The sequence below is a fragment of the Brevibacillus schisleri genome (assembly GCF_055685845.1).
Map to the genome: position 1 here is coordinate 1,566,149 of NZ_JBVNDM010000001.1, position 13,845 is coordinate 1,579,993.

The 13,845-nt window shown below is 45.2% G+C and carries 12 protein-coding genes; 10 read left to right on the top strand and 2 right to left on the bottom strand.

The features are described from left to right. Positions 1–125 precede the first annotated feature (125 nt). Complete coding sequence (locus ACUUHJ_RS07940; RefSeq protein WP_289676772.1) at positions 126–278, top strand: hypothetical protein; 153 nt, start codon at positions 126–128, stop codon at positions 276–278. Between the two features lie 100 nt (positions 279–378). Then, positions 379–1,224, top strand: coding sequence for an alpha/beta fold macrolide esterase (gene mle / locus ACUUHJ_RS07945; protein ID WP_472298618.1), 846 nt, complete (start codon positions 379–381; stop codon positions 1,222–1,224). A gap of 171 nt (positions 1,225–1,395) precedes the next feature. On the opposite strand, the gene ACUUHJ_RS07950 is transcribed toward mle, so the two are convergent. Beyond that, a complete protein-coding gene (locus tag ACUUHJ_RS07950) occupies positions 1,396–2,448 on the bottom strand; it encodes a 2,3-butanediol dehydrogenase (RefSeq protein WP_472298619.1) in 1,053 nt (350 codons plus the stop codon). Between the two features lie 246 nt (positions 2,449–2,694). Between ACUUHJ_RS07950 and ACUUHJ_RS07955 the strand changes: the two genes are divergently transcribed. Next, positions 2,695–3,726 (top strand): LacI family DNA-binding transcriptional regulator, encoded by a 1,032-nt coding sequence (locus ACUUHJ_RS07955; RefSeq protein ID WP_289676776.1) that lies wholly within the window; start codon positions 2,695–2,697, stop codon positions 3,724–3,726. A gap of 74 nt (positions 3,727–3,800) precedes the next feature. Here the strand turns inward: ACUUHJ_RS07955 and ACUUHJ_RS07960 are convergent, their stop codons facing one another. Beyond that, a complete protein-coding gene (locus ACUUHJ_RS07960; RefSeq protein ID WP_472298620.1) occupies positions 3,801–4,538 on the bottom strand; it encodes a cyclase family protein in 738 nt (245 codons plus the stop codon). Positions 4,539–4,744: 206 nt separating this feature from the next. On the opposite strand from ACUUHJ_RS07960, the gene ACUUHJ_RS07965 reads away from it, so the two are divergent. The 7 genes from ACUUHJ_RS07965 to htpG all read left to right on the top strand — a co-directional run bounded on the left by ACUUHJ_RS07965 (position 4,745) and on the right by htpG (position 13,755). Further along, a complete protein-coding gene (locus tag ACUUHJ_RS07965; RefSeq protein WP_289676779.1) occupies positions 4,745–5,152 on the top strand; it encodes a VOC family protein in 408 nt (135 codons plus the stop codon). 152 nt (positions 5,153–5,304) lie between these two features. Continuing rightward, on the top strand, positions 5,305–7,308 hold the full coding sequence (locus ACUUHJ_RS07970; protein WP_472298621.1) for a serine hydrolase: 2,004 nt from the start codon (positions 5,305–5,307) through the stop codon (positions 7,306–7,308). 50 nt (positions 7,309–7,358) lie between these two features. Continuing rightward, positions 7,359–8,066, top strand: a complete 708-nt coding sequence (locus ACUUHJ_RS07975) for a response regulator transcription factor (RefSeq protein ID WP_208636175.1) — start codon at positions 7,359–7,361, stop codon at positions 8,064–8,066. Next, positions 8,053–9,432 (top strand): HAMP domain-containing sensor histidine kinase, encoded by a 1,380-nt coding sequence (locus tag ACUUHJ_RS07980; protein WP_472298622.1) that lies wholly within the window; start codon positions 8,053–8,055, stop codon positions 9,430–9,432. Before ACUUHJ_RS07975 ends, ACUUHJ_RS07980 begins: the two co-directional genes overlap by 14 nt. 156 nt (positions 9,433–9,588) lie before the next feature. Beyond that, complete coding sequence (catA, locus tag ACUUHJ_RS07985) at positions 9,589–10,248, top strand: type A chloramphenicol O-acetyltransferase (RefSeq protein WP_472298623.1); 660 nt, start codon at positions 9,589–9,591, stop codon at positions 10,246–10,248. A gap of 81 nt (positions 10,249–10,329) precedes the next feature. Then, entirely contained in the window at positions 10,330–11,493 is a 1,164-nt protein-coding gene (locus ACUUHJ_RS07990) for a PstS family phosphate ABC transporter substrate-binding protein (protein WP_472298624.1), read from the top strand. A gap of 381 nt (positions 11,494–11,874) precedes the next feature. After that, on the top strand, positions 11,875–13,755 hold the full coding sequence (gene htpG / locus ACUUHJ_RS07995) for a molecular chaperone HtpG (RefSeq protein ID WP_173625467.1): 1,881 nt from the start codon (positions 11,875–11,877) through the stop codon (positions 13,753–13,755). Positions 13,756–13,845: the final 90 nt, after the last annotated feature.

The window sequence follows — 13,845 nt, forward strand, 5'->3', positions numbered from 1 at the left end:
TGAAAAAGCATGTGGTAGGATGGGCACAACTTATCAAGAACGGAGGGTTACGTGTGGCAAATTAGTTTTTCGATACTTTATTCGCACAACACAATCGATGTAATAGCGCAAAAAGGCTATGTTGTGTGCATACGAATCGAGAAATGGATTGCCGCTACGGTAACCCAATTGAATCATGGGCAAATGGGAGTGAGGAAGGCAAGCGTGCTGCCCCTTCTGTTTGGATGATCTGTGAAGAGAATGGAACCCATCCTGTACAATCAGATGCGGGTATCTGATGTTCATGGTTTCCGTTTCTTCTTTCTTTTTCGATGACGTAAGCACAGGCAGCCTAGCCTGTGTTTTTTTATTTCAGTTCGTTGAGGAGGAAAACGTACAATGGCAGAACAGATTTTAAAAGTAAACGGTGTGGAAATATGCGCGGAAAGCTTCGGGAAGCCCACAGATCCGGCGATTTTACTGATTATGGGAGCCCAGATGTCTATGCTTTGGTGGGAGGAAGAATTTTGTCAGAGAATAGCTGACGCTGGGCGCTTTGTTATTCGTTTTGATAATCGGGATGTCGGGCGCTCCACGACGTACGAGGTTGGCCATCCAGGTTATACGTTTGAAGATATGGCGGATGACGCTGTTCACGTCTTGGATGCATTCGGTGTACAGCAGGCACACTTCGTTGGTATGTCGATGGGCGGAATGTTGACACAAATGATTGCATTGCGACATCCCGAAAGAGTTCGCACGATCACATTGCACGCAACGTCGAATTTTGCTCCTGGCCTACCACCAATCGATGAGAAGCTGATGGAGTTTTTCAGCAAGATGGGGGAGATCAATTGGGAGGATGAGAAGGAGGCGTTAGAGGCGGCGGTTGCGAGTTGGAAAGTTCTCAGTGGTTCCAAACATCCTTTTGACGAGCAGCGCGTTCATGAATTGGCCAAAATCGATATCGCCAGAAGCAACCATTATGCGAGTAGAAACAACCACGCCTTCGTGACGGCCAGTGAACCGTATTTGTTGCGGACAGCAGAAATCGCTGTACCAGCTCTCGTGATTCACGGTACAGAAGACTTGCTCATTCCTTTCGCGCATGCATTACATCTTGCGAACACCATTCCGGGAGCAGTCTTGCTCACGTTGGAAGGGACGGGGCATGAGCTTCCGTATGGGGATTGGGATGTCGTCATCGAGGCGATTTTGAAACATACGCAAGAAAAGGAAGCGTAATGACACTTCCTCCTCTTTACTGAGCCCAAGGTTACAAATTGAAGAGGGTAACAAGAAAAAACGGAGCGGAAAACAGGAATGAACCCTGCTTTCTCTCCGTTTTTTTGTAGCGGAATGGCGTATTTCCTTATGTGGAAGGAAACAGCACGATATTTATGGAATCGTTTTCGGTTATGCTCTCGGGCTAACGAGAATTTTCACCTGGTTTTTCTCTTTCAACAGAGCTTCAAAACCATTCTCCATGATGTCGTCGAGCTTGATGCGCTGGGTGACCAGCTTGTCTGCCGGGAAGAAGCCCTTTTCCATCAGGCTGATGACAGCAGGGAATACGTCGCGGTAGCCAATGATGCCTGTCATGTTGCGCTCTTTCATGACGATGTGGTTTGGCTTGATTGAAGCTTCTCTTTCGAAGATGCTGACGATCATGATTTGTCCAGCGATTTTGGTAGATTCGATGGCTTGCGTGAGGACAGGAGGCACGCCTGTGACTTCAAAGGCGATATCTGCACCGCCGTTTGTCCGGTTGTGAATTTCCTGGACTACGTCGTATTCATTTGGATCGATGACGATAGCTCCCAGCTCAGAGGCCTTGCTTTTACGTTCGGGGGACAGCTCCACTGCATAAATCTCAGCTGCACCTGCTGCTTTTAGTGCCTCGATGACAAGCAAGCCGATAGGCCCGGCGCCGAATACGACAGCTTTGTCACCAGCTTTTAACTGACTTGAACGAACGGCATAAAGGGCTACGGCAGATGGCTCCACAAGAGCACCTTGCTCATAGGAGAGACTGTCTGGGATTTTGTGGACCATGTGCTCATCGCAAGCCACGTATTCCGAGAAGCCGCCACCACCGCCTGCCAAACCGAGGAAGCCCATTTTTTCACAAAGATTGTATTTGCCTTGTCTACACGCAGCGCATGTTCCGCAAGCGAAAACTGGCTCGACAACGACGCGATCGCCAACCTTGATAGTGGTTACGCCTTCCCCGATTTCCACCACTTGTCCGGAAAATTCATGCCCCATTACGATCGGGGCTTTTTCGCCTGTAAGTGGATGTTCAGCTCCCTGTGGGATGAAGATCGGGCCAGCCACGTATTCATGCAAGTCGCTTCCGCAAATCCCGCACCACTCGACTCTGATTTTCACTTTACCTTTGCTCGCAACCGGTTCCGAAATGGTTTCCAAACGGAGGTCTTTCAAACCGTGCCAACGTAATGCTTTCATATCTGCCATCTCCTCGTTCGATTTGGATTCTATATGAAATTCAGCAAGTAAAATAGGAAACGTTTCCGAAAATTAATATGTCATAAGTTCAGCATCTTGTCAATTTGATTTCCTAGGCAAGAGTCTGCTATGTTTTGCTCACGCCTCGTTACCGTTACTTTTGTGTATGCTATAATTGCGGTAGGAAAACACAATTTAGATCGGAAACTTAGAAAACGATTCCGGTATGGAAAGGAAAGCAAGGCGTTGGATACAAAAAATAAAGTGACAATAGAAGACGTGGCGAAGAAGGCTGGCGTAGGAATTGCAACAGTATCGAGGGCCATCAATGACAGTGGGGGAATCAGTCCGAAGACGAAAGCGTTGATTCTGGAAGTGATCGATGAGCTGGGCTTTATTCCGAACACTTCCGCGCAAAGTCTAAAGGTACGCCAAACCTATCAAATCGCATTGGCTGTCCCTGACATTCGCAATGCGATCATTCCGGATATCGCCTGGTCAGTTGAGCAAGCGGCCAAGCAGCATGGCTACCGTGTCGTACAAATTAATACAGCAGGAAATGCCCGAATGGAGCTTGAGACTGTGCGTGAGGTCAAAAAGCTGCATGTAGACGGGCTGATTATCATGCCACTCGCCTATCCGAAGACGTTGGTCCAGATGATTAACAAAGCGAGTGTTCCCGTTTCGATTATTAACTATGGAAAAAAGCTGGAAGACAATGTGAAAGCAGATGTGGTCAGCATGGCGCGTCAAGAAGGTCGACTCGTCATGGAGCATCTGATCAAAATTGGCCGTACGCGAATCGCATACGCTGGTGCGCCGAAGGACAAGATCGAGGAGCGATATTTTGCCTATGAGGCGTCACTTCAGCACGTCGATCCTTCGCTGGTGTATTTCGGTGAGGACTTCTCGTTTGAGACGGGCCTTCGTGCTGCCGAATACTTTTTTAGCCTGAAAAACATGCCGGACGCTATCTATGCGGTCAATGACATGGTGGCAATCGGGATCGTGAATCGGTTCAAGGAGCTCGGCGTCCGCGTACCAGAAGATGTCGCGGTCGTGGGAATTGACAACAATGTGTGGACGACGATTACGACTCCGCAGATCAGTTCTGTTTCGATCATGGGAGAAGAGGTGGCACGGCTGGCGACTGAGCTTTTGCTGAAACGGATTCGTGAGCAGGGGGCAGGAGCGTACGAACGAGTACAGTTCGAGCCGCGGCTGATTGTAAGGGAGTCCAGTGTGGCGGTTATCCGTAAATCCTCGTTGGATACGTAGGGAATTTTCAGCTGAAAAGCCGAGTGAAAGACAGGTGATCGGTGATGATACCTGGCTTTTACTCGGCTTTAGCTTTAAGGCAATATGGCGAACGAGCGAACCGGAAACCCGGAGGCTTTTTCAGGCTTGGGTGTAATGTTAACTATGACAGCGCCTTTTGCCGGGAGCTTATCGAGATTTTTGAGCAGCTCCACTTGATAGGTGTCTTGATCGAGCACAAAATATTCGCCCAAGAGCGCTCCGTTTTTCCGGTAGTCGATTGTCGCATCCGTATCGAAGGTTTCGTGACCAATTGCTTTGATTTGTCTTTCCGCGAACAAAAATTGTAAAGCCTCCAATGACCAGCCAGGAGCGTGGTTGTTTCCGTCTGCATCCTTATTGTTGAAGGCCTCCACATCTGGCCAGCGCTTGCTCCAATCTGTGCGCAAGGCGACGAAGGTACCGCTCTCGATTTGACCATGCTCGGTTTCAAAATGCAAAATGTCTTCCACAGAAAGCGAATAGTCGTTGTTGGCTTCGGCTTCTTTTGATTTGTCGATGACGACGAGCGGCAATACGAGTTCTTTTAGTTCGATTTCGTCCAAGTAACGCTTGTTGCGCACGAAGTGAATTGGTGCATCCAAGTGCGTACCGTACTGCCCAGGAAAAGAGAAGCGCTGGGCGAAGAAGCCGTCGTCATGTGTGAACAGTGTTTGGAATTCGGCGGCGTCAAAGGCGTGGAAGTGCGGAGATTCCGGACCGAATGTGTGCGTGAGATCGACCCATTCTTTTTGTTTTAACAGGGTAATTGCTTGAATCAAATCGTTTGCCATGTGTCCACCTCGTTACTGTTTTTAGAATTTTCGCGCTTGTAAAACCGAGTTTATCCAATACTTTATCGTTTCTAATTCCGAGTGTCAATATCGGAAATAATTTAACAAAAAATAGCAATCGAGAAGAAGCGTTCAAGCATGATTCTGCTATGCTTTAAAGGAGAAGAATGAGTATCATCCAAACAAAAAGCGAAGGAGAAATTCCCATGACAAAAGAGCTTTGGATCAATTTGCCCGTCAAGGACCTCGAAAAGTCCAAATCATTTTTTGCCGCACTCGGATTCTCTTTTCATCCTCGCCATGAGAATAGCAAAGAGATGGCGGGCTTGGTGATTGGTGAGAAAAACATGCTCATTATGCTGTTTCCAGAGGCTACCTTCCAATCGTTTACGCAAAATGAGCTGGTAGATACGAAACGCGGCACGGAAGTATTGTTTTCGATCGATGCCGAAAGCAGAGAAGCAGTGGATGAATTGGTGAATCAGGTGAAAGAAGCTGGGGGCACTGTTTTCAGTGAGCCGCGGGAGCATGGTCCGGGGATGTACGGGGCAGGCTTCGCTGATTTGGATGGTCATCGGTGGAATGTGTTGTATATGGATATGAGACAGATATAGAGAGAATAAAGAAGCGTGCCCCTGAGAAATCAGGGGTTTTTGCATGAACAAGCAAAAATTCATGTTCCATTAAGGTTGTATAGAAATGCGATTAAGATTGATTGCTTACTCTTCTAGAGAAGGAAATAAGGGTAAAGGAGAGGAGCAATCTTATGAAAATGTTTTTGAAGTTACAGACATTAATGGCGACTGTACTTGTAACTACTATGAGCGTCAGCCTTGTAAGCGGAGTTGTTTCTCCAACCAAAGTGTTCGCATCTTCTGTATCTGGGCCGGATGATCCGAGAGAGGTAGAGCAATTTGCAGATGAATTTTTTAACCAGTCAGAAATTAAGAACAACATGGCAGGAGCTACGTTTGTAGTTGTAAAAGGAGACAAGGTCCTTTTTAAAAAAGGGTATGGATATGCGGATGTAGAGAAGAAGATTCCGGTCGATCCTGATCGGACTGTATTCCGTGTAGCGTCAGTAACCAAGGTTATTACAGCTACAGCCGTTATGCAATTGGCGGAGCAAGGAAAAATAGATTTGAACAAAGATGTATCCGCATATATGGGGGGTGCCCGGATTCCGAATAAGACAGGCACTCCTCTTACAATGAAACATCTGTTAACGAACTCCACTGGATTTGACTTTGGAGATACTTCTGACGGTTCAACAACCGACTTGAAACGGGAGGTTTCTTTAAAGAAATTCGTTATGGACAATCTCCCAAATGTCATTCGCAAGCCAGGAGAGTTTTACAGATATGACAACCTCGGCTTCACCATTCAAGGTTATGTTGTAGAACAAGTAGCAGGAAAACCATTTGGTGAATACGTGCAGGAACGCATCTTTAAGCCACTTGGCATGGAAAATAGTGATTTTCGACTTACACCCTCAATAGTCAAAGAGTTGGCTGTACCTTATAATATTATCGGACAGCCGATCCCGACTTATGCAATGGTACCAACTGAGCTTCCTGATGGTGGAATGCTCTCAACTGGTTCTGATATGGCTAAATTCATGATTGCTCATCTCAATAAAGGAAAGCTTGGGAATGCGACGATTATGGAAGAAGAAACGGCAGCAGAAATGCACAGACCTCATCTTTCCGTGCATCCAAAGCTGAATAACATGGCCCTTGGTTTCGAATATGCCAACCAGCAAAATTACAATGGACAATATGTTATTGAAAAAGGAGGAGATTTACAAGGATACCATACCGGGATGTGGTTGATCCCGGAAGAAAAAGTGGGAGTATTTGTTACAGTCAATAAGGACTTCGAAATTCGTCTGCCTTTGATTAAAGCGTTTATGGATCATTACTACCCGAAAAATGAGCAGAAAAAAGGGATTGAGTTAGCGAAACAAGAACTCACGAAGTTTGAAGGGACATACAGCGATTTGCGAAACCGGATGTGGACGACTCGTATACGTGCTGAAGGCGGCAAACTCATTGTAAAAGACTCGCTGGGAGAACATGTCCTATATGAGGTGGAGCCACTCTTATTCCAGGATGAACAAGGTAGTAAAGCTGCTTTTAAGCTGAACGATCACGGAGATGTGCGGGCTTTCTATTACGAGTTAAAATCAGATAGTTGGGCAGAAAAAATGCCTGAGCCGCAACGTTATCAGGATGTGGAAAATGACCATCCATATGCGTCCTATATTTATCACCTGAAACAGATCGGTGTCTTTGCTGATATGGAAGGAGACAATCGCTTTTCGCCCGAACAACAGATAACAAAAGGAGAGTTTGTTGGCTGGTTCATCAAGTGGAGTGGCATTGCCCCATCAAAGCATAAACCGATTTACACGGATCTTTCAGGTAACAAGTATGCGCGGGAAATTCAAGCAGCTTACGAGTTAGGTTTACTAAAAGCATCAGCTGATGGCAAATTTAATCCGAACGAGCCATTGACGCGTCAAGAAGCAGCATCCATCGTATGGCGCATGGCATTTGGCTATTTTCATGCAGAGCCGAAAAAAGCCAAGTTGAGTGGTAGGACAGATGCTTGGGCTTTAGAGGGAGTCCATTTCGTAGTGGCAAAAGGATTATACGGACCAGAAGTGGTGAAAGGCAGAGATGGCAGTCTCGATTATAAATCAGAGCAGCCGATGGTAAGGAAAGAAGCGGCTGCGTTACTATCTCGGTTCGCAGACCAATTATTTTAGTGTACAACAAGCCGTGACTTCTTATTTGTGCTTCGTTTCGACATGAGGCGATGGAGGGAAATACAATCAAAACGATATTGATCATCGACGATGAAGCACAAATTCGTGAACTACTCAGTATTTATTTGAAAAATTACGGGTTTGCTACTTATGAAGCAGGTAATGGGGTTGATGCGCTGGCTGTATTCTCAAACGTGCAAATCGATCTGGTTATTGCTGATATTATGATGCCGATGATGGATGGATACGAGTTATTAAAAAAGATGCGACATATTTCTGAAGTTCCGTTTTTGTTCCTGTCCGCGAAATCGGACGATATGGATAAAATTATTGGACTGCAGCTTGGCGCTGACGACTATGTGGGGAAGCCTTTTAACCCCATAGAAGTCGTCAGCAGAGTTCAAGCGTTATTCAGAAGAATGGATGTATTTTCTAAAGGTGAAAAACAGAACCATGAAATCATACAAATTGGCGATGTCATGCTCGATTTGGTGAGCTGTAAGCTGTACAAAAATGGACAGCAGAAAGAAGTGACATCGTACGAGTTCAAGATTTTGTCTTTACTGATGAAGCATGCGGGGAGAGTTTTTACAAAAGCATCCATTTACGAGCATGTTTGGGGGCAGGAATACATAGGGGATGAAAACCTCATCATGGTCTATATCAGCAAACTCAGGGAGAAGATTGAGGATAACCCAAGAAAGCCAGTTTATCTTATTACGATCAGGGGGTTAGGCTACCGTTTTGAAAAAAAATGAGAGCATCCCCGACAAGCGGCCGTTAAAACAACTGTTTTTTCGGCACTATGTTGTGATAAGCGGTTTGTTCTTATGCACGATTATGATTGCTCTTTTGGGGACAGACCTGTTGATGGACAACTATTTTGATAAAGCGCCCGATTTGACCCAAGTGGACGGCAGTAAAATATACCAGTACCCTTTTGAAAAGATGGATGGACGGTTGTTAGACGAGTACGGCGGCTGGTTCGAGATCGTGGATGAATCGGGGACAGTCATCTATGTAAAAGGCAACAAGGAAGACAATATCATGACATATAGCGATGGAATGCTGTACGCTAAAGTGGACATACTGCGAAATGATGATTCAATTTTCTACCATGCCTATCGAGCGCAAGGGCCAGAGGGTGAGACCTATGTTCTGTTATGGAAAATTCCTCAGCGGTCGGAAATTATATCATTGGCGTTTGGAATCTTACTAGCGTTGTTTGTCGTTCTGTTGTTCATCGCCCTTTATTTCTACACCCGGTACTCCGTCTTGAAGATGAAGAAACCTCTCCGGCAAATTGTAGAGGGTATTAAAGAGATGGAAGGCTTCAATTATCAGAAGAGGCTTACATTTTCGGCTGAAATGGAATTTGCAGAAATCCGAGAAGCATTTAACGGAATGGCAGAACGACTACAGCAGACCTCTGAAGAGAAAGAAGCGGTAGCGAACAACAAAAGAAACATGTTGTTGCATTTGTCTCATGATTTGAAAACACCGATTACCTCTGTATTCGGGTATTCTCAGTTGTTGTTGGATAGGCCGGAGCTAGAAGAAGAGCAAAGGCGTCAGTATGTTCAATATATTAACGACAAATCGTCTTATATGGCCCATTTGATTCAAAATTTGTTCGAACTGGCAAAGCTGGAAGACCAGCACGTGAGACTGGATCAAGAAAAGGTGAATATTAGTAAGTGGTTTATGCAGCTTGTTGCGGAATTTTATCCGGAAATAGAAGATAGGGGATTTCAGCTGGAAGTGAAAATTCCAGAGGAGCCGCTGTTTGTCATGTTCGACAAAATGCATATGAACCGCGTTATTACGAATTTGATCGGTAACTCGCTAAAACATAATCCGCCGGGAACGCAGCTATTCGTTTCATGCGAGAAAATAGAAGCCGGCGTTGCTCTGTGGTTAGGTGATAACGGTACAGGTGTTCAAAAGGATGTTAGGGAACACATTTTTGAAGAGTTCATAAAAGGGAGCAATCCTGTGAAAGATAGCACCGGACTTGGTCTAGCCATTTGTAAAAAAATTATAACGTTACATCAGGGGACCATTCATTTGGAAAGAAATCAACGGTATACGACGCTATTTAAAATAACTTTGCCTCTTGAATGAGCGGTACTCTTCTTGTGGCAGGCTGATGTCAGGAAGAGATGGAAATGGTATCCTGGAAGGGTAAGGCAGGATTGGAGAAGGGGATGGTGTTATGAAAAGGACACGCAAAATCACCTCCTAAAATTATCGTGTTTTCAATTTTAGGAGGGATATCCAATGAAGTTTCAGCGAATCGAGCTAGATAATTGGAGCAGAAGGTCTTATTTCGAGCATTATCTGAACCGAGTGAATTGCACCTTCAGTATAACTGCCAACATAGATATAACGGAATTGCTCCCCGCTCTACGGCAAGAGGGGATGAAGCTGTACCCGGCTTTTCTATATATGGTGACAAACGTTGTCAATGCGCATCGTGAATTTCGGACTTCCTTTCATGCGGATGGCGAGTTGGGCTATTGGGAGAGCATGATACCCAGCTATACTTTTTTTCACCAGGACGATCAAACTTTTTCTACGATGTGGACGGAATTCGCAGACGAGTTCCCTGTGTTTTATCAAAATTACGTAGCGGATATGAAAAAGTATGGGGACAACAAAGGTCTTGTGGCAAAAGAGTTGGAACCGCCTTATACTTTCCCTGTCTCATGTATTCCCTGGGTGAGCTTCAGTGGGTTTAATCTGAATATTTCGGGAGATGGGCGATATTTGCTGCCGATCATTACGAGCGGAAAGTATTTCGAGCAAGAAGGCAAAACGTTATTGCCTGTTTCTTTGCAGGTCCATCATGCGGTTTGTGATGGCTACCACGCCAGCGTGTTCATCCATGATCTGCAAAAATGGGCAACAAACTATAAGGAATGGTTAGGTGTCGAGTGAATTGGCTCGTTTGGTATGCTTCTCCTTCCTAATCTCTTCCAATCATTTATAATAACGGTAGGAGAACTGGGAGGAGAAGGAATGAATAAAGAATTGGTAGGAAAAGTCTTCGGCTGTATCGTTTTGGGGGCGATCATTACTGTGATCGGAGTCGTGGCGATGGTAATGACTGCCTTGAACGCACAGGGAAGAGTTTATTCCCTCCTTGTCGCTGTCACGACAGTCGTTTTTATCATTTACATCATCGGGCAAATGTTCGCCCCGCAAAAGAGTCGGTTATGGAACAGAGCCCTCTTTGTCTATTTTCTTTTTTGTACGCTGCCAGTTGCAGGATATGAGATCAGCAGCTATTACCATAATAGCATTCCTATTGTCAGTGAGGCAGAGGTCGATCTGGAACAGTATAAACCGTTTCGTACAGGCTCCAAAATTCAAAAGCTTGATCAACCTGCGACACTGTCGTTACAGTCTGATTTGCCCATAATAGATGGGGCGACCGCTTTGTATCCTCTTTACGCTTCCTTTGTGCAGGCTGTTTATCCCAAGAAGGATTACGACCTTGACGACAGCGAAGTCATGGTAAGCAAAACGCCAAATGCGTATGAAAACTTATTGGATGGCAAAGTCGATGTCATCTTTGCGGCAGCTCCTTCCGAGGAACAGCTCCTAGCAGCCAAAGAAAAAGGCGTAGAGCTTAAGCTGACCCCAATCGGAAGGGAAGCTTTTGTCTTTTTTGTCCATGCAGAGAATTCTGTTCAGGGACTTACTACCCAGCAGATTCAGGACATTTATGCGGGAGACATCAATTCCTGGGATGAAGTCGGGGGCGGGTATGAGTTCATTCGCTCCTTTCAGCGTCCTGAAAATAGCGGGAGTCAGACGATGCTAAAGAAGATCATGGGGGGGAAAGAGCTCATGAAAGCACCACAAGAAGACGTGGTAACAGGAATGGGTGAAGTCATCGAGCAAACAGCCAACTACAAAAATTATTCGAATGCCATCGGCTACTCGTTCCTGTTTTATGCCACGGAGATGGTGCGAAACGGAAACATTCGTCTACTCGCTATTGATGGGGTAAAGCCTAATAAGGAAACGATAAAAAACAGAGCGTATCCGTTTGCGGCGGAGTTTTACGCAGTGACAGCTGGGACGGACAATCCGAATACAGAGAAACTAATCGAATGGATTTTGTCTCCGCAGGGACAAGAATTAGTAGAAAAAACGGGCTATATTCCAGTGAAATAATCAGTAGCAAGTAAAGGAGACCCTTGGGCAATTGACCCGAGGGTTTCTGTTTCTATCCATCTTCATTCTCAAGCTCTTAAACTTTACTTATTTAAAATAGGTATTTCTCCAAGCAGTCGCCGCCAAACATCACAATCCGATCTGACTTGTGAGCATCAATCAAAATAAGTAAGTTCATTTTTCCTGATACGTTACGCAATTTCAGTACTGGATGAGTGAAAAAGGTGCGTTAGTCTAATACTTTATTATCCTTGATCAGCTGGTTCATATTGACAGGAAAATCTAAGGCTGTTATAAAAATAGTAAATAGCACTCGCGAGGTGAGAGTGCTAATATTGAAAAAGGAATACATAAGAAGTCCGGAAGGGTGGGTATTTTTTCATGGAAAAAAAGCAGTTTCAAGCAGAATCTACGCGTCTGTTGGAAATGATGATCCATTCTATTTACACACAAAAGGAAATCTTTTTGCGCGAATTGATCTCCAATTCCAGTGACGCGATTGACAAAATCTACTACAAATCGCTCGTCGATGATCAATTGGTGTTTGATAAAGAGAACTATTTTATAAAAATAGCGGTTAACAAAGATACCAGAACGTTGACCCTGACAGATACCGGGATCGGCATGACGCAGGATGAACTGGAAAATAATCTGGGTGTCATTGCGAAGAGCGGTTCGTTGGCGTTCAAAAAAGAAAACGACGCAAAGGATGGTTACAACATCATCGGTCAATTCGGCGTAGGTTTCTACTCGGCCTTCATGGTTGCCGACAAGGTTACGGTCATCAGTAAAGCACTGGGCAGCGACACGGGCTACAAATGGGAGTCCAGCGGTGCAGATGGCTACACGATCGAGCCTTATCACAAAGATTTGGTCGGGACCGAAATCATTCTCGAAATCAAGGAGAATACAGAAGAAGAGAACTACGACGAGTTTTTGGAAGAGTACCGTTTAAAAGCGATTATCAAAAAGTACTCCGACTTCATTCGTTACCCGATCAAAATGGACATTACCCAGCATAAGCCAAAAGAGGGCAGCGAAAACGAGTACGAACAAGTGACGGAAGAACAAATCGTGAACAGCATGGTTCCGATTTGGCGTAAAAATAAAAGCGAGCTGACAACAGAGGATTACGAACAGTTTTATGCGAGCAAGCATTACGGCTTCGACAAGCCGCTGGGACACATCCACATTAATGCAGATGGAGCCGTTGTTTATCAGGCGATTTTGTACATCCCGGAGAGCATGCCATTTGATTACTACTCGAAGGAGTACGAAAAAGGTTTGGAGCTGTATGCGAACGGCGTACTGATCATGAACAAATGCGCGGATCTGCTTCCAGACTACTTCAGCTTTGTTAAAGGGATGGTTGACTCCGAAAGCCTGTCTCTCAACATTTCCCGTGAGATGCTCCAGCATGACCGTCAATTGAAGCTAATTGCGAAAAACATCACGAGCAAAATCAAAAGCCAGCTGCAAAGCTTGCTGAAAACAGAGCGGGAAAAATACGAGCTGTTCTACAAGTCATTTGGCAGACAGTTGAAATACGGCATGTACAGCGACTACGGAACGCATAAAGAAACATTGCAAGACCTGCTGATGTTCTACTCTTCCAAAGAGAAAAAGCTGGTGACGCTACAAGAGTACGTAGAGAGAATGCCAGAAGATCAAAAGTACATCTACTACGCATCCGGCGAGTCAATCGAGCGAATCGAGAAGCTGCCGCAAACAGAGCTCGTATCCGAGAAAGGCTACGAAATCCTGTACTTCACAGATGACGTCGATGAGTTCGCAATCAAAATGATGATGAACTACAAGGAAAAGGAATTCAAATCCGTATCGAGCGGGGATTTGGGAATCGAACCGGGCGAAGAAGAAAAAGCAGCCGAAGCCGAAAACGAGAACAACAAAGAGCTGTTCGACTATATGGCATCGCTGCTCGAAGGAAAAGTCAAAGCCGTAAAAGCTTCCAAGCGCTTGAAGTCACACCCTGTCTGCTTGTCGACAGAGGGTGAAGTGACGATTGAAATGGAAAAAATCCTGAATGCGATGCCAAACAATCCGAGTGTGAAGGCAGACAAGGTCCTGGAGATTAATGTGAACCATGCGGTGTTCCAGTCATTGAAGGGTGCATTTGACGCAGACAAGGAAAAGGTCAATTTGTATACGGCACTTCTGTACAATCAGGCTCTCTTGATCGAAGGCTTGCCGATTCAAGACCCGGTAGAGTTTACCAACGATATTTGCAAAGTAATGGTGTAATCACAAAAAAGGGGATGAGACTTGCTCATCCTCAGGCTGTCGAGAAAGTCGACAGCCATTTTTATTTCACTTAATTTTAAAGCGACACCG

What these genes read in the sequence shown, in the direction of transcription:
- mle (WP_472298618.1), top strand. Translation starts at nt 379, where the DNA reads ATGGCAGAACAGATTTTAAAAGTAAACGGTGTGGAAATATGCGCGGAA.
- ACUUHJ_RS07950 (WP_472298619.1), bottom strand. Translation starts at nt 2,448, where the DNA reads ATGAAAGCATTACGTTGGCACGGTTTGAAAGACCTCCGTTTGGAAACC.
- ACUUHJ_RS07960 (WP_472298620.1), bottom strand. Translation starts at nt 4,538, where the DNA reads ATGGCAAACGATTTGATTCAAGCAATTACCCTGTTAAAACAAAAAGAA.
- ACUUHJ_RS07965 (WP_289676779.1), top strand. Translation starts at nt 4,745, where the DNA reads ATGACAAAAGAGCTTTGGATCAATTTGCCCGTCAAGGACCTCGAAAAG.
- ACUUHJ_RS07970 (WP_472298621.1), top strand. Translation starts at nt 5,305, where the DNA reads ATGAAAATGTTTTTGAAGTTACAGACATTAATGGCGACTGTACTTGTA.
- ACUUHJ_RS07975 (WP_208636175.1), top strand. Translation starts at nt 7,359, where the DNA reads ATGGAGGGAAATACAATCAAAACGATATTGATCATCGACGATGAAGCA.
- catA (WP_472298623.1), top strand. Translation starts at nt 9,589, where the DNA reads ATGAAGTTTCAGCGAATCGAGCTAGATAATTGGAGCAGAAGGTCTTAT.
- ACUUHJ_RS07990 (WP_472298624.1), top strand. Translation starts at nt 10,330, where the DNA reads ATGAATAAAGAATTGGTAGGAAAAGTCTTCGGCTGTATCGTTTTGGGG.
- htpG (WP_173625467.1), top strand. Translation starts at nt 11,875, where the DNA reads ATGGAAAAAAAGCAGTTTCAAGCAGAATCTACGCGTCTGTTGGAAATG.